The organism is Hyunsoonleella ulvae (genome assembly GCF_016827605.1).
In the GTDB taxonomy this organism is placed as follows: domain Bacteria; phylum Bacteroidota; class Bacteroidia; order Flavobacteriales; family Flavobacteriaceae; genus Jejuia; species Jejuia ulvae.
The window spans coordinates 306,919-328,692 of the sequence record NZ_JAEPJQ010000003.1; the positions used below are offsets into that span (position 1 = coordinate 306,919).

Genomic DNA, 21,774 nt, shown 5'->3' on the forward strand with positions numbered 1-21,774 from the left:
AAAATATAAAATGAAATTAAAGATAGTTGTAGCTCTTATTAGTGTAGTATCATATGTTAAATATGGTATTGCGCAAGAATTGAAATCGCCAAATGGCGAAATACTTATGACATTTTCATTAGAAAATAATGGAAAGCCAACCTATCAATTAACATACAAAAACCAACAAGTTATTAAACCTAGTTATTTAGGATTGGAGTTAAAGGATGATGCTACATCACTTTTAGATGATTTTGAAGTGATTGATACAGATACATCATCATTTGATGAAACTTGGCAACCTGTTTGGGGAGAAGAAAGTCAGATAAGAAACCACTACAACGAGCTGGCGGTAACCTTAAAACAAGGCGAGACAGATAGGTTGATGATGATTAGGTTTAGACTGTTTAATGAAGGTTTAGGGTTTCGTTACGAATTTCCACAGCAGGATAACCTAGTATATTTTGTTATTAAAGAAGAGCGCACACAATTTGCTATGACGGGAGATCATACAGCGCATTGGATTGCGGGAGATTACGACTCTCAAGAATACGATTATACAAAATCTAAGCTCTCAGAAATTGAAGCCAAATTTGATAGTTCACGTCAGAGTAACGCTTCTCAAACAGAATTTTCGAAAACAGGGGTGCAAACGGCATTAATGCTAAAGACAGAAGATGGCCTATACATCAATTTACATGAAGCAGCATTACTCAATTACGCTTGCATGCATTTAGATTTAAATACTGAAACTATGGTGTTTGAGTCTCATTTAACACCAGATGTAAATGGAGATAAAGGGTATATGCAGGCACCATGTAATTCGCCTTGGCGCACCATTATGGTTAGCGATGATGCGAGAGATATTTTAGCATCAAGAATAACCCTAAACCTAAACGAACCCTGTGCTATAGAAGATGTATCTTGGATAAAGCCCGTAAAATATATTGGAGTTTGGTGGGAGATGATTACAGGAAAAAGTTCCTGGACATACACTGATGATTTACCCGCAGTACAATTGGGTGTTACTGATTATTCTAAAGTAACACCAAATGGCAAACATGCAGCAAACAACCAAAAGGTAAAACGCTATATAGATTTTGCATCAGCACATGGTTTCGATGGTGTTTTAGTAGAAGGTTGGAACGAAGGTTGGGAAGATTGGTTTGGAAAATCTAAAGATTATGTGTTTGATTTTGTAACGCCTTACCCAGATTTTGATGTTTCCGAAATACATAACTACGCAAAGTCTAAAGGAGTAAAAATGATTATGCATCATGAAACCTCCGGCTCAACAAGAAACTACGAGCGTCATCTAGATACAGCGTATCAATTTATGAAAGACAATGGATATGATGCCGTAAAGAGTGGTTACGTTGGTAACATCATTCCAAGAGGTGAGCATCATTACAGTCAGTATATCGTGAATCACTATCAGTATGCTTTAGAAAAAGCTGCTGAATATCAAATTATGGTAAACGCTCACGAAGCGGTGCGCCCCACAGGCATATGTAGAACCTTTCCTAATTTAATTGGAAATGAATCTGCCAGGGGAACAGAGTTTCAAGCTTTTGGAGGTTCAAAACCAAATCACGTTACCGTTTTACCATTTACACGTTTAATAGGTGGGCCAATGGATTACACGCCTGGTATTTTTGTAATGGACATTAGCAAATTAAATCCAGAAAATAATTCGCATGTCAACAGCACGCTTGCTAATCAATTGGGGTTATATGTTACTATGTATAGTCCATTGCAAATGGCGGCAGACTTACCAGAACATTATGAGCAATTCATGGATGCGTTCCAGTTTATAAAAGATGTGGCCATAGATTGGGAAGCAAGTGAATATCTGGAGGCAGAACCAGGAGAGTTTCTTACCATAGCACGAAAAGAAAAAGGCAGTGATAATTGGTTTTTAGGTAATGTAAATGGTGAGCAACCAAGAAAATCTTCAATTACTTTGGACTTTTTGGATAAAGGCAAGACATATAAAGCCACAATTTATGCCGATGCTAAAGATGCACATTATAAAACAAATCCGCAGGCATATACTATAAAAACAAAAAAAGTTACCAGCAAATCTAAACTTAAGTTATGGTCTGCTTCGGGAGGAGGGTATGCAATTAGCATAAAACCAATGAATTAAAGTTTAAATAATGATTAAAGGTTCAAAATACAGATATTTTGTAGGTGTATTACTATTTTTAGTAGCACTTACTGTAGCGTGCAAAAAAGAAGTGGATATGTCTAAAGAAGAATTCTCAGTACCATCTGAGGTTATTGAACAAAACGATATCAATCGTATTGAGCCAATGCATTGGTGGATAGGTTTTAAAAATCCTAAATTACAATTATTGGTGCATCATCCTAATATTTCAAACTGGGAACCAAAAATAGCCTACCAAGGCGTCGTGATAAAAAAAGTGTACCAAGGCGATAGTCCAAATTATCTCTTCATTGATTTGCATATAGCAGAATCAACTGTCTCAGGAAAATTTAACATCATATTTCAAAAAGAAGGCGAAAAAGATTTAGTGCATACTTATGAGTTGAAAAAGCGCCAAAGACCTTCGGATGATTTTAAAGGTTTTGATAGTAGTGATGTCGTATATTTAATTACACCAGACCGTTTCGCTAATGGTAATCCTAAGAATGATGTGGTTTTAGGTATGAAGGAAGAAGCCATAAGTAGAAAAGATAATTATGCACGACATGGAGGAGATATTCAGGGGATCATCGATCATTTGGATTATGTAGAAGATATGGGGTTTACCGCTATTTGGTCTTGTCCGCTATTAACCAACGATATGCCAGAGAGTTCGTATCATGGGTATGCTATTACGGATTATTATCAGATTGACCCTCGCTATGGTACCTTGGAGGATTATGTGTCTTTATCTTTAAAATTGAAAGAAAGCGGTATGAAATTAATCATGGATCAAGTAGCCAATCACTGTGGATTGGAGCACTGGTGGATGAAAGATTTACCTTTTAAGGATTGGATTAATCATCAGGCACATTATGAAGAAAACATTGAGCATTGGACGGGTAATATGAGCAAAACCACTAATCATAAACGTACTACGAACCAAGATATATATGCCTCTAAAATTGATAAAGAAAACATGAGTGTAGGCTGGTTTGTCTCTGTAATGCCAGACTTGAACCAACGCAATCCGTTTATGGCACGTTACACCATTCAAAATAGTATTTGGTGGATAGAAACCGCTAACTTGGGTGGTATTCGTCAAGACACCTACCCATATCCAGATAAGGACTTTATGAGCCAGTGGGCAGGCGAAATCATGACAGAGTATCCTAATTTTAGTATCGTAGGAGAAGAATGGAGTTATAATCCATTACTTATTGGTTATTGGCAAGATGGTGCTAACAATCGTGATGGATATAAATCTAACTTAAAGTCTCCAATGGATTTTGCGATGCAACGTTTAATAGTGGAAGCATTAAACGAAGATGAACAGTGGGATACAGGTTTGGTTAAGATATACGAAGGATTGGCCAACGATTTTCATTATGCCAATCCGAAAGACATAATGATTTTCCCAGACAATCATGATATGAGCCGCATTTTTACACAACTACATGGTAACTTAGTGAATACCAAAATGGCCCTAAGTTATATATTAACATTACCCAGAATTCCTCAAATATATTACGGTACAGAAATCTTGATGCATGATTTTGATAAACCTGGAGATCACGGATTAATTAGAAGTGATTTTCCTGGGGGCTGGGCAAATGATAAGGTTAATGCTTTTTCCGGAGAAGGATTAAAACCAGATCAGATGAATATGCAGTCTTTTTTAAAAAAAGTGTTGAATTATCGTAAGAGCAGCAAGGCTATTCACAAAGGAGAGACAGTGCATTTTGCACCTGAAAATGGTATATACGTGTTATTTAGAGTTCATAAAGATGAAACGTTTGTTCATATTCTTAACAAGAATATAGACGAAGTAGATTTAGATTTGAGTAGATTTAAGGAGATAGGATTAGATGGAAAATCTTTAAAAAATATAGTAACAGGAGCAACTGTAAAATGGGATAAGACATTAAAATTCAATACTAAAGGTAGTGTGATGTTAACTACAAAGAAGCTGTAGTAATGAAATGAGTGTTTATTGTTTTATGGAATCTACGTTTACATAGGTTATTAACTTTTCTTTTGAGAGCAAATTAGTATGAAATTCGTCCATTTTTTTATAGTTGTTTTGGTAATAGGTACGCTGGGTTGTAAATCTGAAGTTAGAGAAAATTTAGCAGTAATTGATGAAAAGCCAACTAAGAAAAAATACGTGATATATCAAGTGTTTACCCGTTTATTTGGTAATACTAATACAACAAATAAACCTTGGGGAACAATTGAGGAGAATGGCGTTGGGAAGTTCAATGATTTTACCGAAAAAGCTTTACAAGAAATTAAAAATTTAGGGGTTACCCATATTTGGTATACAGGTGTGCCACATCATGCCGTAATTAATGATTATACAGAATTTGGTATTACAAATGACGATCCAGATGTGGTTAAGGGACGAGCAGGATCGCCTTATGCCGTGAAAGACTATTACAATGTAAATCCTGACTTGGCAGAGCATGTTGAAAACCGTTTAGAGGAGTTTGAAATGCTTATAGCACGTACTCACAAAGCTGGATTGAAAGTGATTATTGATATAGTACCAAATCATGTAGCACGTAACTACCAGAGTAATTCTAAACCAGAAGGTGTGAAAGATTTTGGGGAAAACGACGATGTTTCTGTAGTTTATGCTAGGGATAACAATTTTTACTATAACCCATATGAGGTATTTAAAGTACCTGAATGGAAAAATGACTATTCGCCATTGGGCAATGAAACACATCCATTAGAAGATGGTAAATTTCCAGAACAACCTGCAAAATGGACAGGTAACGGTTCGCGATTATCGCAACCAGATATGAACGATTGGTATGAAACCGTAAAAGTAAATTATGGAATTTTACCTGATGGTAAAAAAGATTTTGATCTACTTCCAGATAGTTTTGAAAATAAGAATTATAAGAAGCATTTTGAATTTTGGAGAGATAAAAATGTGCCAAATTCATGGGTAAAGTTCAGAGATGTTGCCTTGTATTGGATAGGTAAGGGTGTTGATGGTTTTCGTTATGATATGGCAGAAATGGTACCCGTGGAGTTTTGGAGTTACATGAATTCATCAATTAAAATGAAGCATCCAGAAGCGTTTTTATTGGCAGAAGTTTACAATCCCGCATTGTACCACGATTATATTAAAAAAGGAAAGATGGATTATCTGTATGATAAAGTACAATTGTATGATACCATAAAACATGTGATACAAGGACATGGGAAAACGGATAATATTCCACCAATATTAGAAGACTTAAAGGATATCGAACATCACATGTTGCATTTCCTAGAAAACCATGATGAACAACGATTAGCGAGTCCTGAGTTTGCTGGAAATGCAGAAAAAGGTAAGTCAGCTATGGTTGTTTGTGCTACATCTTCAACTGCGCCAACCATGATTTATTTTGGTCAGGAAGTTGGGGAAGATGGGAGTGAAGATGCAGGTTTTGGAAAACCATCACGTACCTCAATTTTCGATTATGTAGGCGTGCCTGCACATCAACGTTGGATGAATAATGGACGGTTTGATGGAGGACAATCATCATCAAAAGAAAAAGAACTTAGAGTGTTCTATAAAAGGCTTTTAAATTTTACTGTTAATAGTGAAGCACTAATGGGTGCGTATCAAGATATCCACCAATTTAATAGGGAAAACACTCTAAACTATAATCACAAACTGCTTTCATACGTGCGTTGGAATAAAAATGAAAAACTCATTATTGTTTCAAATTTTGATGATGAAAAACGGTATAAATTCGATTTAAAGCTTCCAAAAGCAATTATTGCAACATGGAGGCTGACCAGCGGGGAATATCAAGTAGAAGATCAGTTGTACAAAATATACAACACCTCTTTATATGTTGAAAATGGATTGGGTAGCCTAGATATAGAATTAAAACCACTAGAATCCTTTATTTTAAAATTGAAATAGAATTTATGAAATACATATATGCCTTGCTGTTGGTTTTCATTGTTTTTAATTGTGAAAAGAAAAAAGAAACCCTCGCAGAAACATTAGAAACACCATTTGTATGGGAAGGAGCAAACATTTACTTTTTACTAACCGACAGATTTAACAATGGTAACGTGTCCAACGATGTTAATTTTGATAGAAGTCTAGAAACAGGAAAACTGCGTGGTTTTGAAGGAGGCGATATTAAGGGCGTAACCGAAAAAATTAAAGAAGGCTATTTTACAGATTTGGGTATCAATGCCATTTGGATGACACCCATAGTGGAACAGATTCATGGTAGCGCAGATGAAGGTACAGGTATAACATATGGGTTTCATGGCTACTGGACAAAAGATTGGACTGCAATTGATCCGAATTTTGGGACAAAAGAAGACTTAAAAGAGTTGGTAGCATCAGCTCACAAAAAAGGCATTCGTATAGTATTGGATGCTGTGATTAATCATACAGGACCAGTAACTGAAAAAGACCCACTATGGCCAGAAGAATGGGTGCGTACATTGCCACAATGTAACTATAAGTCTTATAAAAATACAATAACCTGTACACTGGTAAAAAACCTTCCAGACATTAAAACAGAAAGTAATGAAGCGGTTGCGTTGCCTCCTCAGTTAATTGATACATGGAAAACTGAAGGGAGGTACGACCAAGAGGTTGCTGAATTAGATGAATTTTTTAGTAGAACGGGGTACCCAAGAGCGCCACGGTTTTATATTATGAAATGGCTAACCGATTATATTAAAGAATTTGGAATTGATGGCTATCGCGTAGATACGGTAAAACATACGGAGCCTTATGTATGGCAAGAATTTAAAAAAGAATGTGATTATGCCTTTTCTCAATACAAGGAGAATAATCCAGAGAAGGTTTTAGATGATAATGATTTTTACTTAGTTGGAGAGGTCTACAATTATAGTATTTCGGCAAAAAAAGCTTTTGATTTTGGGGATAAAAAAGTTAACTATTTTGATAATGCATTTAATGGGTTGATAAACTTTGAGGCAAAATGGAATGCTGCACAAATGTCTGTGGATGATTTTTTTACTAAATATTCAGGTATTTTAAATTCAGATCTAAAAGGTTATGGTGTATTGAATTATTTAAGTTCACATGACGATGGTCAACCATTCGATCCCTCAAGAGAAAAACCTTATGAAACAGCTAACAAATTATTGTTATGTCCAGGAGCATCTCAAGTATATTATGGGGACGAAATAGCTAGGTCTTTACTGGTTGAAGGTGCTCAAGGAGATGCAACACTGCGTTCAGTGATGAATTGGGATGATTTAGAAAAAAATAAAGCCATTTTAAGGCATTGGCAAAAATTAGGGCAATTTAGAGCTAACCATCCTGCTGTTGGAGCTGGGGTGCATCAAATATTAACTGAAACACCCTATGTGTTCTCAAGAGTATATTCAAGAGGAGATTTTAAGGATAAAGTGGTTATTGCTTTAAATGTTTCAACAGACATCAAACAAATTAGCGTGTCGGATGTTTTTTTAGAAGGACAAACTTTAACCGAGTTTTATAGTGGTAACATACTAAAGGTTAAAAATGGGAACGTTAATGTAGAGACCTTAGGATCTACTATTCTATTGGAACCATTACATTTGTTTAAATCTCCACGTTAATATTAGCTATTAAAATAAACCATTCAACAAGAAAAAGAGCCCTAGAATTGGGCTCTCGTTTCCGGACATTTCCGTAAAGTTTAGTTTGGTATTTAATTGTATTGGTGACTAATTCAAATAATTAAATAATTGTGGACTGTCCTAAGTGAATATTAGTAAAGTTTAGATTGGTTTCTTCTGGATTGTTTATAAAATCTTCTATAAAATCTCCCACCTTACTTGTGGTGATATTATCGTATTTAGTATTTAAATCTGGAGTGGTAATATGTAATTTTAACGATTTTTCTACAGCCTCTCTTACTAAAGCCGCTTCTTCAGATAAATTAAAATGATCCAACAGCATAGAAGCAGAAAGTATAGATGCAATTGGGTTGGCAATCCCCTTGTTTTTCGCTTTGCTATAGGAGCCATGAATAGGCTCGAACATAGCATGAGTGTCTCCAGTAGAAGCCGATGCTAATAATCCTATAGAACCAACAATAACACTAGCCTCTTCAGATATGATATCTCCAAACATGTTTTCGGTTAAAATCACATCAAACTGTCTGGGATTTTTAATAAGCTCAACGGCAGCATTATCAATAAACATAAAATCCAAAACTACGTTGGGATAATGTTTGGCTAGCTCTAAAACTACACGGCGCCAAAGTCGCGAGCTTTCTAAAACATTAGCCTTGTCTACTAAGGTAACTTTACCTTTTCTAGATTGAGCCGCTTTAAATGCAGCATGAGCAATACGTTCAATTTCAAAACGGTGGTACTCGCAAACATCATATGCGGTATTGCCATCACTGCTTAAACTTTTTTCTCCAAAATAAATACCTCCAGTGAGCTCGCGATAGATGAGAATATCAGTATCTTTAATTTGCTTAACTTTTAAAGATGACTTATTCAATAAATCATCATAAGCAATTACAGGGCGAATGTTGGTATGTAGTCCTAATGCTTTACGAATGCCCAAAAGGCCTTGTTCTGGACGTACTTTTGCGTCCGGATCAATATCGTAAGCTGTATCTCCAATAGCACCAAAAAGAACAGCATCAGTGTCTTTGCATAAGTCGATTGTTGCTTCAGGTAAGGGATTGCCATGGCTATCAATAGCAGCAGCACCAACCAAACCATATTTGAAATTAAACGTGTGTTCAAACACCATACCAATAGCCTTTAGCACCTTAACTGCCTCTGCAGTTACTTCAGGGCCTATACCGTCTCCAGGTAAAACAGCTATGTTTAATTTCATTTTATATGTATTTATTTCTTTTAAATTGAAAAGCTCCTTGTAAGTTAAGAAGCTTTTCATTTATAAATAAAATTTTTTCGACTAAGAGGATACAATTTCTTTATACACCGTACTACCCTCTATAATTTTGTGAATATCGTTATCATCCACTTCCTTTTTCTTATCAGCAAAATCCAAGAAACTAGTATAAATTTCATCTAACTGTAACTTGGTTAACTCATACCCTATATTTTTTGCTCTATATGCCAAAGCTGCTCTTCCGCTTCTAGCAGTTAATACGATAGCAGATTCGGTCACACCAACATCTTTAGGGTCAATAATTTCGTAAGTTTCTCGGTTTTTTATCACACCATCCTGATGGATTCCAGAACTATGGGCAAAGGCATTTGCACCTACAATTGCTTTATTAGGTTGCGTATAAATGCCCATGCTATCGGATACTAATTGACTAATGCCATAAAGCATTTCAGAATTAATTTTAGTGTCTAAGTTTAGGTAAGGGTGCTGACGTAAAATCATTACAACTTCCTCTAAAGCAGTGTTTCCAGCGCGTTCCCCAATACCGTTTATGGTACATTCTATTTGGCGCGCACCATTAATAACACCCTCTATGGAATTAGCTGTGGCCAGACCTAAATCATTATGGCAATGGCAAGATAAGGTAGCCTTTTCTATACCCTTTACGTTTTCTTTTAAGTATTTAATTTTTGCACCATACTCATGCGGTAAACAGTAACCTGTAGTGTCAGGAATATTTAGTACAGTAGCACCAGCTTTAATTACAGCTTCGCACACACGAGCTAAAAATGCATTGTCGGTTCTACCGGCATCTTCGGCATAAAACTCAACATCCTCAACAAAAGACTTTGCATAACCCACGGCTTTCACAGCACGCTCTATGATGTCTTCTTGAGTAGATTTAAATTTGAATTTTATATGGGATTCTGAAGTGCCAATTCCAGTATGGATTCTGGGAGTTTTTGCATATTTTAAAGCTTCCGCAGCAACTTTTATATCATTTTCTACAGATCGTGTAAGACCACAAACCGTAGCGTTTTTAACAATCTTAGAAATTTCTTCAACCGATTTAAAGTCTCCAGGGCTGGAGACGGGAAAACCAGCTTCAATAATATCTACTCCCAAGTTATCCAACTGTTCTGCAATAACTAGTTTTTGCTCTGTATTTAGCTTACAACCAGGAACTTGCTCTCCATCTCGAAGGGTGGTGTCAAAAATTTGAACGTGATTATCAGACATTTATTTAGAATATATTTTCTTATTGTATTACGAATTTATATTTTGGTTATGTAAAAACTACTATTCAACTTATTTTTTTTACGACGTTTAACTAGATTAGATGTGATTTAAATATTTAAAAATCAATAGTTTAAATATGTTTTTGTGACTATGGTAAAAGAGCAAAAAGATAATTTGTTTGTTTTGGTAAAATCGCTTTCAAAGTCAGAGAAGCGTCAATTTAAATTATATGTAGGAAGATTGGGGGTTAATGAGGACTCTAAATTCTTGATGCTCTTTAATATCTTAGACAAATTAAAGTATTACGATGAGGCTACGATATTAAAAAAGGGTATTGTAAAAAAGCAACAATTATCTAATCTTAAAGCACATCTTTACAAGCAGATTTTAATTAGTTTGCGTTTAAATCCCTCACATCAAAATGTACGCATTCAAATTAGGGAACAGCTGGATTTTGCCACCATTCTATACCATAAAGGGCTTTATAAACAGAGCCTTAAAATTTTAGACAAAGCAAAAAATTTAGCCATTACCCACGAAGAAAAAAATGTGGCGTACGAAATTGTAGAGCTAGAAAAAGTTATAGAATCCCAGTACATTACAAGAAGTATAAGCAATCGTGCAGACGAACTTACCATACAAGCCAAAGAATTAAGTTTACAAAATGTTTTGGCAAGTAAGCTCTCTAATTTATCCCTTCAACTTTATGGCTTGTTTTTAAAAACAGGCTATGTAAAAAATGATGAGGAATTTCAAATTATTGATAAATACTACCACGACAGGTTACCTAAATATGATATTAATAAGCTTGGCTTTCGTGAAAAATTATGGTTATACAAAGCTAAATTGTGGTATAGCTTTTTAACGGTAGACTTTTTGTCCTGTTACAAGTATGCCTCGAAATGGGTAGACTTATTTATGGAAAATAAAGATATGATAGTGTTGAATCCTGTCTTTTTCCTAAGAGGGAATCACTACTTGCTAGAAGCTTTATTTTATTTACGCCAGCACAAAAAGTTTAAAGAAACACTCGCGCAACTAGAAGAGATTACCCAAGAAAAATGGTTCCCACTAGACGATAACAATGCAGCTTTGGCATTTTTGTATATCTATAACAATAAATTTAATTTGCATTTTATAGAAGGGAGTTTTAAAGAGGGATTACCGCTTATTGATGAGGTTTTAGAAAAGCTGAAAGACTATAAAAATCGCATAGACGAACATCATATTATGGTCTTCTACTACAAAATGGCGAGTATGTATTTTGGTGCAGGAGATAGCCGAAAATGTATCTATTATTTAGATAAAATAATAAGCAACAAATCGCTGCAAATGCGGGAGGATTTGTTGTGCTTTTCTCGCATATTGAATTTGGTAGCGCACTACGAAGCAGGTTTAGATTACAACTTAGATGTGCTTATCAGGAGTACGTATAAGTTTCTAATAAAAATGGAAGATTTGTACGAAGTACAAAAAGAGTTTATCAAGTTTTTACGTGTGTTGCCAGATATATATCCGCACGAAGTAAAAGGCGAATTCATCAAACTACACAAAAAGTTAAAAGAGTTTGAGAACGACCCCTATCAAAGTAGAGCGTTCTTGTACTTAGATATTATTTCATGGCTTGAATCTAAAATTGAAAACCGACCAATCGGACAAGTTATCCGCGATAAATTTTTGCAAACACAAGTTTAAATTTTTGGGCGCCCCCTGATGGTGCGAGTATGCGCAACGGCTACTTGGGATGGTCGAAGACGTTAGAGGAAATGAAATTATGTTAAATGCTGGGGAAATTTGGAAAATAGGAGAAACAACAAAGGGCTTTAAAAGATATAGCCCGAGTCAAAGAAGAGATATGATACTTGGGGGTAACAATGGTTCCAATTTTTTATGGAAGCCTTATAGAAATTAAAGTTACTGAAAAAGTACTACTCTATCAATATTATAATATGAATGGAAGTCTACCCCCAGGAAATCGGATGTTTAGATAGAATATAATAAAGATAATATATGGAAGTACTATTAAGCCCCGAGTTTTCATTTGAATTTTCTTTTCAAGAAAGCTCAATTACGACAAGGTTTGAAGAAGAGCTAGCTGTTTTTTTTAAGAATAAGAATTATGGTAGTTTTATCAAGAGAATATACATAGGAGTCACATGTGTTTCTAAGAATTTTGAAAGTGAATTTAAAATTCGTAAACCCAAAATGCTAAAAAATAAATCTGCCATTGAATACGAATTAAAATTAGATTTTGATAAATTCAAAGAGTCAGATGAGCTACAAAGAAAATGTATGTTAGCTCAAGAAATTTTATCGAAATCTAAAGAGGTTTTTTTAGAAAGGGCAATGGATGGTTTTGATGATATCAAACTTATTCAAGATTTAGAAAGCTATTTTCAAAAAAAAGGTTATTTAGAGGAAAAGATAGTTTGAAATTTTGAGGAATGCTCTTTTGAATACCTTTCCATAATTTTACACGTTTTGTGTAAACCTATTTCAGGACAAGACACCCTAACATTGGAAATGTCATAAGGGGCGTTTCAAAAATTAATCCTGCAGGAGAATTATATCATGAGGCATCTAATTTAGCTTTTGGTAATATTGCTAATTTTACGCGATATAGACCGTATTTATTAAAATTATGATTTGTAATTAACATTAATGAATGAACTCACTAGAAATGCTTAAAAATAAAAATTTACTCATTTTAGATTTTATTAATGAATTTGAAAGTAATCCCTTGACCGAAAGATACAAAGGCATTGTAATCGAAACATATGAATTGGGAGATATAAAGGGTATGGAAATTTTAGCCAATGACATTATTGAGTGGAGTAATTTTTTACCTAAAAATAAACTCGATGAGTTGAAGATAAAAATCAAAGGTAATGATGAGAGTTAATTCCTCTGAAGGTGCGAGTATGCGTAACGGCTACCGCTAGGCTTTCAATAGTCGCTCTTACTAAAGTCAGGAGCTCTAACATGCAGCTGCAATCCCTTGCGCGGGGTTTGTTTGCTAATTTAGGGTTAAACTATTGGGTTTTGCTTTTTTGGGGAGGTTCGTTTATCACTCTGGTATAATATTAGTTATGTAAGAACTAAGTTAGTAAAAGAAAGCAAACCAGAGGAAAATCCGTAGGATTTACAAAGCAGACAAGAATCAAGTAATTATTTTTACACTTTTTTACCAACTAGTGTTTTCAATTCCGTTGTTATTTTATTTTTTTCAGAATAATTATGTTCGAATATAATTCCATCTTCAATGAACTCGTTAATGAATAACGTGCTTTCTAAACTGATAAAGCGAATAAAATTTCTTTCTATATCAAATTTTAGAGTTCCATTTACAATTAAGTCATAGTTTAGATTTTTGGTCAGAGGAAATTTTAAAATAAGCTAAACCTCTCTTGACTTTAACTAATTTTGCTATACAATTTACATTATAGAAGTTGTTTCCTTCAGGTAAGGCAGAGTAGTAAATTGTATGTTTAAATGAAATAGTTTCTCCAATTCCGATTTTATGTTCAGGAAAATCAATTCCGATTACTCTATTTTTTAGTTTTTCAATCAATTCATTTTCTCTATCGCTTCTTTCATTATCTATAAGAATTTCATTAATCGTAAGGTCATTTTCTAAATTTACGTACCCTTTTGCCTGAATTAATTTTATATCATACGTTTCATCAACTTTTACTTTATTCAAAGCTCCTTGAAAATTTAAATTATAAGCTGAAAATTCTACTGGAATAGTTTTGTTTTCTTTTAGTTCTTTTGTTTTTGTTGATATGCTATAAGTCTCTTTTTTATTTCCTTTTTGAAGTCTCTTTATTCCTAGTGAATCGAAATATTTCAATGTTTCCTTATCTGCTTTTTTCTTTACTTTAAAATTGGTGATTTTTTCTAATTCAGATAAATATTCGGATTTTGGATGGTGTTTTAGTTCAAAAATGAAGTCATTGTTTTGAGCAATACAAATTGATGAAAAAGAGAAAAGTAAGAAGAAGAATAGCTTACTTATTTGCATATATTCGTAACTAGTTTTCGGATATATACCGTTGAGATAATGAAACAAATTCAATACGGAATCTTATATCCGCCAGTAAACGAAGGTAGTCGAAAATTTTTACAAAGTCAATGATTTATAGATTGGAAGTATATCTAGCTTATTTCAAAAAATTTATCAACTAGATTTCAGTAATAAAAAACAAAAAATAATCCTAAAAAATTTGCAGATTAACTTTTCTATATGGTATTTGCAATCCCTTACGCGGGTGTGTTTGTTTTATGCTTTTTAAAAATCTTTTTCAGTCATTCCATTGTTTAATATTCCTGCAGCTATGTTACCTGTTGCAACGGCATATGAAACTGCTCTAAGCGGACTTGCATTATCTCCACAAGCGAAAATTCCATCTACAGTAGTTTTTTGAAACACATCTACTTTTAACAATCCTTGTTTTGTTAATTCGCAGTTTAAAGTTTCTGGTATTTTACAGTGTTGCTCAAATGCTGGTCGTGAATAAATAGCTTTAAGTTCAAAAATTGAATGGTCTTTGAAAACGATTTGTTTTACATAACCATTTTTGTGTTCGATTTCTGCAATTTCTTTTTCAATTATTGGAATATTGTGTTTGTTAATTTTGTCAGTTTGTTCTTGTGTTAAAGAAGACTTTCCGTTTGTGAAAATGGTCAATTCTTTTGTCCAATTTATAATGAGTTGTGCAACATCAAAGGCTAAATCGCCATTAGCTAAAATTCCTGTTTTCTCATTTTTCACTTCATAACCGTGGCAATATGGACAGTGAAGAATAGATATTCCCCAACAATCAGCAAAACCTTTAATGTCAGGCATTACATCTTTTAGACCTGTGGCAAAAATGAGTTTCTTTGCTGTAAATGCTTCATCTTTTTCTGTACTGATAAGATATCCTTTTGAAGTTTTTTTTCCACTGATAGCAAGTCCATGATAAAGTTTAACAGTATCATATCTTAAAACCTGTGATTTAGCCTTTTTTATTATAACACTAGGTTTTTCTCCATCTTGCGTTATAAAATTATGCGAATACGGTGTCTGTTGATTACAAGGTTTTCCACTATCAATAACTAAAACATTTCTCATTGCTCTACCTAAAGTCATTGCAGCAGAGAGTCCTGCGTAACTTCCACCTATGATAATTATATCAAAATTTTTACTGTCTGTCATAGTATTATCTTGTATGGGCTACAAACGGAAGAGGCAAAGCAAAGTAGTTATAGTATGCCTAATTTGTTTTATCATTTTCCGTCTTGATATTTTTTCAATATCCACCATGTTTTCTTTTTAGTGACTATTTTAGTTGTATACATAATGTTAACGGATGCGGACCGTTTCTTAATGGCTTATCCGTAGTTAAACGAAATTATCATTTTTCCTGATAAAACCAAGTATTTTATTCGCAGTTTACGACAATTAGTTTGTGGATATATACTATAAAAATAAAAATAGTATCCATAAAAATTTGCAGATTAACTTTTCTACACGATATTTGCAGTCACAAAGTTCAAAAACGTATTGAAATGTTATCAAGAAAGGTGGAGGGATTAGACCCGATGAAACCTTAGCAACCCTTTAAACTTATTAAAGAAGGTGCTAAATTCTACTTAAACTCAGATTCATTTATCAGAGTTTGGATAGATAACCCAAAAAATTACAGTCTGTAGTTTTAAAAAATTCTTTATAACATTTTTTTTAGTGAAACTCTATTTTGAGAAATTGCGTAGCAATGCATTCAAAATAGTAAGATGAACTAATCCCGCTTTTTTGCGGGATATTAGGTATTAATAATAAAAACTAGAAAAATGAGCGATCAAAAATTAGCAACAAACGCATTACACGCAGGGCATGACGTGACAGCAACTGGGGGAACAAGAGCTGTTCCAATTTATCAAACTACGTCTTATGTTTTTAACGATTCAGATCATGCTGCAAATCTGTTTTCATTACAGGAACTAGGGTTTATTTACACACGTTTAAATAATCCAACCAATCAAATTTTACAAGAGCGTTTAGCAGCTGTGGAAGGTGGCATAGGTGCAGTAGTTTTTGCTTCAGGAACTGCGGCAATCTCTACAGGGTTATTAACGCTATTAAAAGCGGGAGATCATATTGTAGCTTCAAGCAGTTTATATGGTGGAACGTACAATTTATTAAGTGTAACATTACCAAGATTGGGTATTACAACTACATTTGTAGATGCATCAAACCCAGATAATTTTAAGGATGCTGTACAAGATAATACCAGAGCATTTTTTGTAGAATCTTTAGGGAATCCAAAATTAGATGTTTTGGACTTAGAAGCTATTTCAGGACACTCAAAAGCAGCAGGTGTACCTTTTATTGTGGATAATACGGTAGCAACGCCTGCATTATTAAATCCGTTACAACACGGTGCTAATATTGTAATTCACTCCTTAACAAAATACATTGGTGGCCAAGGTACATCACTAGGTGGTGCTATTATTGATGGCGGAACTTTTGATTGGGCAAATGGTAAGTTTCCAGAGTTTACAGAGCCTTCAGCAGGATACCACGGATTAAAATATCACGAAACTTTAGGTGCAGCATCGTATACGTTTAAATTAATCTTAGAAGGATTAAGAGATTTTGGTGGTGCTATGAGTCCAACAAATGCCTTCAACATTATTCAAGGTTTAGAAACCTTACCAGTTCGTATTAAGCAACACAGTGAAAACGCTTTAGAATTGGCAAAATGGTTAGAAGCGCAAGACGAAGTGGCTTGGGTTAACTATCCAGGATTAGAAAGTAGTAAGTACAATGCTTTAGCTAAAAAATATTTACCAAAAGGCCAAAGTGGTATTGTAACCTTTGGACATAAAGGTGGTTTTGATGCTGCAAAAACCATTGCAGATGAAACCCAAATATTTTCTTTATTGGCAAATATTGGAGATACAAAATCATTAATCATACACCCATCAAGTACTACACATCAGCAATTAGATGAAGCAGAACAAGCTTCAGCAGGTGTAAGTCCAGATTTAATACGTTTGTCTGTAGGTATTGAGGATATTGAAGATTTAAAAGCAGATTTAAAACAGGCGTTTTCCAAAATATAATTGAGAATTGCAAGACCTGTCAGGTCTGAAAAACAGCTAGTATCCTGCAAGGTCTTAGAGACCTTGTAGGTATTGAGAAACAGACCTACAAGGTTGCAAAAACCTTGCAGGTCTTGATTACATTTGAGTAAATATTCCTCCCCTAATGGGGTAGGTTAGGAGGGGCTTCTATATGAAACACGAATTACAACATATTACAATTGAAAATTACACTACCGAAAGTGGTGTGCTTAACCCTAAAATACAATTAAGCTACCAAGTATTTGGGAAGCCGTTGGGCGATGCGCCAATTGTGTTGGTAAATCATGCGCTTACAGGAAATAGTGAAGTTGCGGGCGAAAATGGTTGGTGGAAAGATTTGATTGGAGATGATAAGGTTATTGATACTAAATTATACTCTATTCTGGCTTTTAATATTCCTGGGAATGGTTACGATGGATTTGTGATTGATAATTACAAGGATTTTGTAGCCCGGGATGTTGCAAAATTGTTTTTACAAGGATTGAAAACACTGCATACAGGTAAATTGTTTGCAACTATTGGAGGCTCATTAGGTGGTGGCATTGCTTGGGAAATGGCAGTGTTACAACCCGATTTTACTGAGCATTTGGTGGTAGTAGCTACCGATTGGAAATCTACCGATTGGTTGATTGCCAATTGCCAAATACAAGAACAGTTTTTATTAAACTCTAAAAACCCTGTGCATGATGCGCGTATGCATGCGATGTTATGTTACCGCACACCAGAGTCGTTTAAAGCGCGTTTTAAGCGTTCTAAAAACGAAGATTTAGAGATTTTTAATGTAGAAAGTTGGTTGTTGCATCATGGTAAAAAGTTACAGGAACGTTTTCAATTATCGGCATATAAGTTGATGAATCAGTTGTTAAAAACTATTGATGTTACTAAAGGAAGATCGAGCAACTTTAATGTGTTGGAGAATATAGAAGCAAAGATCCATATTATCGGTGTGGATTCTGATTTGTTTTTTACAGCAGAAGAAAACAGAGAAACCCAAAAACAATTAGCACTAACAAATCCAAATGTAACGTATAGTGAAATCCACTCGCTGCATGGTCATGATGCCTTTTTAATGGAATATGAGCAGTTGGAAAAAATAGTAGAAGGTATTTTTGTGCCAGAGTCTAAACGCAAGCCTATCAAGGTCTTAAAGTTTGGTGGTAAATCCTTGGCTAATGGTAAAGGTTTAGAAACTGTACTTTCCATTATTACTAATAAAGTTGAAGCAGGAGAGCGGATTACTGTGGTAGTTTCGGCAAGAGGTTCTGCTACGGACGATTTGGAAGCTATGTTGAACAAGGCTTTAGACGGCAAACCGTATCAGGAGGATTTAGAAGCGTTTAAAACCTACCAAAGCAAACCTTTAAAAACCATTGATTTTTCAGAAGAGTTTTCATTGTTAGACCAGTTATTTGAAGGTGTAAGTTTATTGCGCGATTATAGCAAAAAAACCAAGGATACTATTTTGGCTCAGGGCGAATTGTTATCTATAAAATTAATTTCCAGTTTACTGAATGAACGTGGAATAGCTGCAAAAGCTACAGATGCTAGAGCATTGATAAAAACAGATGAAGGGTTTGGAAATGCACAACCTTTAACCAAATTATCAAAGGAGAACACACAAGATTATTTTTCAAAAAATAAAAATGTGGTTAATGTGGTTACGGGCTTTATTGCGTCAAATTTAAAGAATGAAACAACAACCTTAGGGCGCAACGGTAGTAATTATACTGCGGCCTTAATTGCTAATTTTTTAGAAGCAGAAGAACTAGAAAACTATACACACGTTAGCGGTATTTATACAGCCAATCCCGATTTGGTGGCAGACGCCAAACAGATTCGTGAGTTGTCGTTTAGTGAAGCCAACGAGTTGGCAAATTTTGGAACATCGGTATTGCATGCTAAAACGATTATTCCTTTAGTTGAAAAGAATATTAATTTAAGAATACTAAATACCTTTAATGCGGATGATGTAGGTACTTTAATCACAGCAAACCCAAGCGGTAAAGAAGTAACCTCACTTTCTGTAATGGATAATGTGGCGTTGCTGAATTTAGAAGGTCGCGGTTTGTTAGGGAAAATTGGTGTTGATGCTAGAATTTTTGGCGCTTTAGGTAGTAGTGGTATTAGTGTGAGTATTGTATCTCAAGGGTCATCAGAAAGAGGTATCGGGTTGATTATTGAAGCCGACCAAGCGGCACAAGCCGTAAGAGCTTTGGAGCGTGAGTTTAAAACCGATTTTCAATCGCAAGATGTTAATGCCATTTCTGTAAACGATAATGTGGCGGTAATTTCAATTGTTGGTATAGAGTTGAGCTCTTTCCACAAACCATTTAATGCTTTAATCCGAAATCAGATTACCCCATTGTTATTCAATAATACCGTAACGGGCAAGAATGTGAGTTTGGTGGTAAAAAAGACACAATTACATAAGGCTGTAAATGTGGTACATGGGGAGATTTTCGGTGTGTCTAAAAAGATTAATATTGCCATTTTTGGTCATGGTGGCGTTGGTGGTGCATTGATTAACCAGATTTTAAAGTCGAAAGACGATATTGAAAAACGCAAAGGCATCAACCTAAATGTGTTTGCTATTGCCAACTCCAGAAAATTAGTTTTGGATAAAAATGGTGTAAATGGAGATTGGGAAAAGGCGATTGCATCAAGCACTTTTAAAAGTTCTATTGAAGATGTGATTACCTATGCCAAAAACCACCATTTAGAAAATTTAATTGCTGTAGACAATACGGCGAGTAATGTGTTTTATAAAAACTATATTCCACTTGTTGAAGCTGGTTTCGATTTGGTGTCGAGTAACAAAATAGCCAATACCATTTCACATGGGTTTTATACAGAGTTGCGAGAGCATTTAGCAAAAAACAATAAGGAATATTTATATGAAACTACAGTTGGTGCAGGTTTACCACTAATTGATACCATAAAATTGTTACACGAATCTGGAGAGAATATCACAAGAATTAGAGGAGTGTTTTCAGGAACATTGAGTTACTTATTCAATAATTTTTCTGTGGAAGACAAACCGTTTAGTGCGATTATCAAGGAAACGGTAGATAAAGGCTTTACAGAACCAGATCCACGTGAAGATTTTTCAGGAAATGATGTCGCGAGAAAGCTATTGATTTTAGCTAGAGAATTGGATTTGCAAAATGAGTTTGAAGATGTGGAGGTGTTGAATTTAATTCCTGAGGCGTATCGTGATATTTCGGTTGACGACTTTTTAAGTCAACTAGAGGTGTTGGATGAGCAGTATCAAAAATTAAAAGACAACCAAGAAGAAGGGCATGTGCTAAGATATGTTGGAGATTTGTCTGGCGATTTATCGCAAGATAAAGGGAATTTAGAAGTGAAATTGGTGTCTATTCCAGAGGATATTACCTTAGGCCATGTAAAAGGCAGCGATGCTATTTTTGAAATATTTACCGAAAGTTATGGCGAGCAACCTATCGTGATACAAGGTGCTGGTGCTGGTGCAGAAGTGACGGCGCGTGGTGTTTTTGGAGATATTTTGAGGTTGAGTAAGCATGTGAGTTAATTATGAACAATTATGGAAGAACTTTATAGCCTAATTCAAACAAATGGACCAGGAGTATTAATTATTCTTGCTGTTTTACTATTCGGAAAAAAATTAATTGAATATTTTTTTTCAGAAACAATTGAATTAAAGAAAACTGAACTTAATCAAGAATTAGAGAGCCATAAAAATAAATTAGCACAGCAGAATAAGGATTTTCAACATAGTTTGGACCTAAAACTTAATGAATTTAATATTCAATTTTCTAAACTTCATCAGGACAGAGCGGAAGTTGTAAAAGATTTGTATTATAAGATAATCGAGCTTCAATCAGCTATGACGATTTTCACAAGAAGAATACATCCTATAGTTGAGGATGCTGAAAAAGAAAAACAAGAAAGAATTGAAAGAGTAAATAAAGGACTTTCAAATTTTGTTAATTTTTATATGCCAAATAGAATCTATTTTGATAAAGAACTGGCTGAAAAATTGGATAAATTATCAAATGAATATAGAAGTAAAGGTTGGGATTATGCTTACATGAGTAGATATCTAAGTGAATCAGGAATGACAAAGGAGCTTTATGAAGAATACTCAAATAAAACCAAAGAAATATCTGAATTAGTGAAAGACGAATTTCCGAAGGTAATAAGCGAGTTAGAAGATGAATTTAGAATGCTATTGGGTGTAAAAAAGCTAAAATGATTTAAAAGCACAATAATGAACATATCTAAAAATAGACCTACAAGGCTTTAGGAATCTTTTATGACGTAAAAATAAGAGTAATGAAACCTATTAAGTAGCATAACCTTGCTAGTTAAAAAATACTTTAGCAAACACACCCGCGTTAGGGATTGCAACGGAATCCTTTTTTGTAATGGCAAATGGATC

Annotated in this window: 14 protein-coding genes and 1 riboswitch; of the genes, 10 read left to right on the plus strand and 4 right to left on the minus strand. The window is 34.5% G+C overall.

Features of this window, described 5'->3' with window-relative positions; translation table 11 throughout:
* Window positions 1-10: 10 nt before the first annotated feature.
* From JS605_RS10335 to JS605_RS10350, 4 genes are all read left to right on the plus strand, one after another.
* Entirely contained in the window at window positions 11-2,128 is a 2,118-nt protein-coding gene (locus JS605_RS10335; protein ID WP_203257647.1) for a glycoside hydrolase family 97 protein, read from the plus strand.
* A gap of 10 nt (window positions 2,129-2,138) precedes the next feature.
* Entirely contained in the window at window positions 2,139-4,103 is a 1,965-nt protein-coding gene (locus tag JS605_RS10340; RefSeq protein ID WP_203257648.1) for a glycoside hydrolase family 13 protein, read from the plus strand.
* Window positions 4,104-4,181: 78 nt separating this feature from the next.
* Window positions 4,182-6,056: an alpha-amylase family glycosyl hydrolase gene (locus JS605_RS10345; protein WP_203257649.1), complete on the plus strand. Its 1,875-nt coding sequence runs from the start codon at window positions 4,182-4,184 to the stop codon at window positions 6,054-6,056.
* 5 nt (window positions 6,057-6,061) lie between these two features.
* Window positions 6,062-7,726 (plus strand): alpha-amylase family glycosyl hydrolase, encoded by a 1,665-nt coding sequence (locus tag JS605_RS10350; protein WP_203257650.1) that lies wholly within the window; start codon window positions 6,062-6,064, stop codon window positions 7,724-7,726.
* A 121-nt stretch (window positions 7,727-7,847) separates the two neighbouring features.
* Here JS605_RS10350 and leuB read toward each other — a convergent pair whose 3' ends face one another.
* Together leuB and JS605_RS10360 are read right to left on the minus strand one after the other, a co-directional pair.
* Window positions 7,848-8,966 (minus strand): 3-isopropylmalate dehydrogenase, encoded by a 1,119-nt coding sequence (leuB, locus tag JS605_RS10355; RefSeq protein WP_203257651.1) that lies wholly within the window; start codon window positions 8,964-8,966, stop codon window positions 7,848-7,850.
* Window positions 8,967-9,047: 81 nt separating this feature from the next.
* Window positions 9,048-10,223, minus strand: a complete 1,176-nt coding sequence (locus JS605_RS10360) for a 2-isopropylmalate synthase (protein ID WP_203257652.1) — start codon at window positions 10,221-10,223, stop codon at window positions 9,048-9,050.
* A 150-nt stretch (window positions 10,224-10,373) separates the two neighbouring features.
* On the opposite strand from JS605_RS10360, the gene JS605_RS10365 reads away from it, so the two are divergent.
* From JS605_RS10365 to JS605_RS10375, 3 genes are all read left to right on the plus strand, one after another.
* Window positions 10,374-11,918 (plus strand): hypothetical protein, encoded by a 1,545-nt coding sequence (locus tag JS605_RS10365; RefSeq protein ID WP_203257653.1) that lies wholly within the window; start codon window positions 10,374-10,376, stop codon window positions 11,916-11,918.
* Window positions 11,919-12,233: 315 nt separating this feature from the next.
* A complete protein-coding gene (locus JS605_RS10370) occupies window positions 12,234-12,656 on the plus strand; it encodes an Imm44 family immunity protein (RefSeq protein WP_203257654.1) in 423 nt (140 codons plus the stop codon).
* Between the two features lie 232 nt (window positions 12,657-12,888).
* Complete coding sequence (locus JS605_RS10375; protein ID WP_203257655.1) at window positions 12,889-13,125, plus strand: hypothetical protein; 237 nt, start codon at window positions 12,889-12,891, stop codon at window positions 13,123-13,125.
* A 453-nt stretch (window positions 13,126-13,578) separates the two neighbouring features.
* On the opposite strand, the gene JS605_RS10380 is transcribed toward JS605_RS10375, so the two are convergent.
* A complete protein-coding gene (locus JS605_RS10380; protein ID WP_203257656.1) occupies window positions 13,579-14,247 on the minus strand; it encodes a hypothetical protein in 669 nt (222 codons plus the stop codon).
* A gap of 267 nt (window positions 14,248-14,514) precedes the next feature.
* Window positions 14,515-15,423, minus strand: a complete 909-nt coding sequence (locus JS605_RS10385) for an NAD(P)/FAD-dependent oxidoreductase (RefSeq protein WP_203257657.1) — start codon at window positions 15,421-15,423, stop codon at window positions 14,515-14,517.
* Window positions 15,424-15,776: 353 nt separating this feature from the next.
* Window positions 15,777-15,901: riboswitch (SAM riboswitch) on the plus strand.
* Window positions 15,902-16,058: 157 nt separating this feature from the next.
* Here JS605_RS10385 and JS605_RS10390 point away from each other — a divergent pair.
* From JS605_RS10390 to JS605_RS10400, 3 genes are all read left to right on the plus strand, one after another.
* Window positions 16,059-17,333 carry an O-acetylhomoserine aminocarboxypropyltransferase/cysteine synthase family protein gene (locus JS605_RS10390; protein WP_203257658.1) on the plus strand — a complete coding sequence of 425 codons (1,275 nt, stop codon included), beginning with the start codon at window positions 16,059-16,061 and terminating at the stop codon, window positions 17,331-17,333.
* A gap of 172 nt (window positions 17,334-17,505) precedes the next feature.
* A complete protein-coding gene (thrA, locus tag JS605_RS10395; protein ID WP_203257659.1) occupies window positions 17,506-20,904 on the plus strand; it encodes a bifunctional aspartate kinase/homoserine dehydrogenase I in 3,399 nt (1,132 codons plus the stop codon).
* A 12-nt stretch (window positions 20,905-20,916) separates the two neighbouring features.
* A complete protein-coding gene (locus tag JS605_RS10400) occupies window positions 20,917-21,588 on the plus strand; it encodes a hypothetical protein (protein ID WP_203257660.1) in 672 nt (223 codons plus the stop codon).
* The last annotated feature ends 186 nt before the right edge of the window (window positions 21,589-21,774 follow it).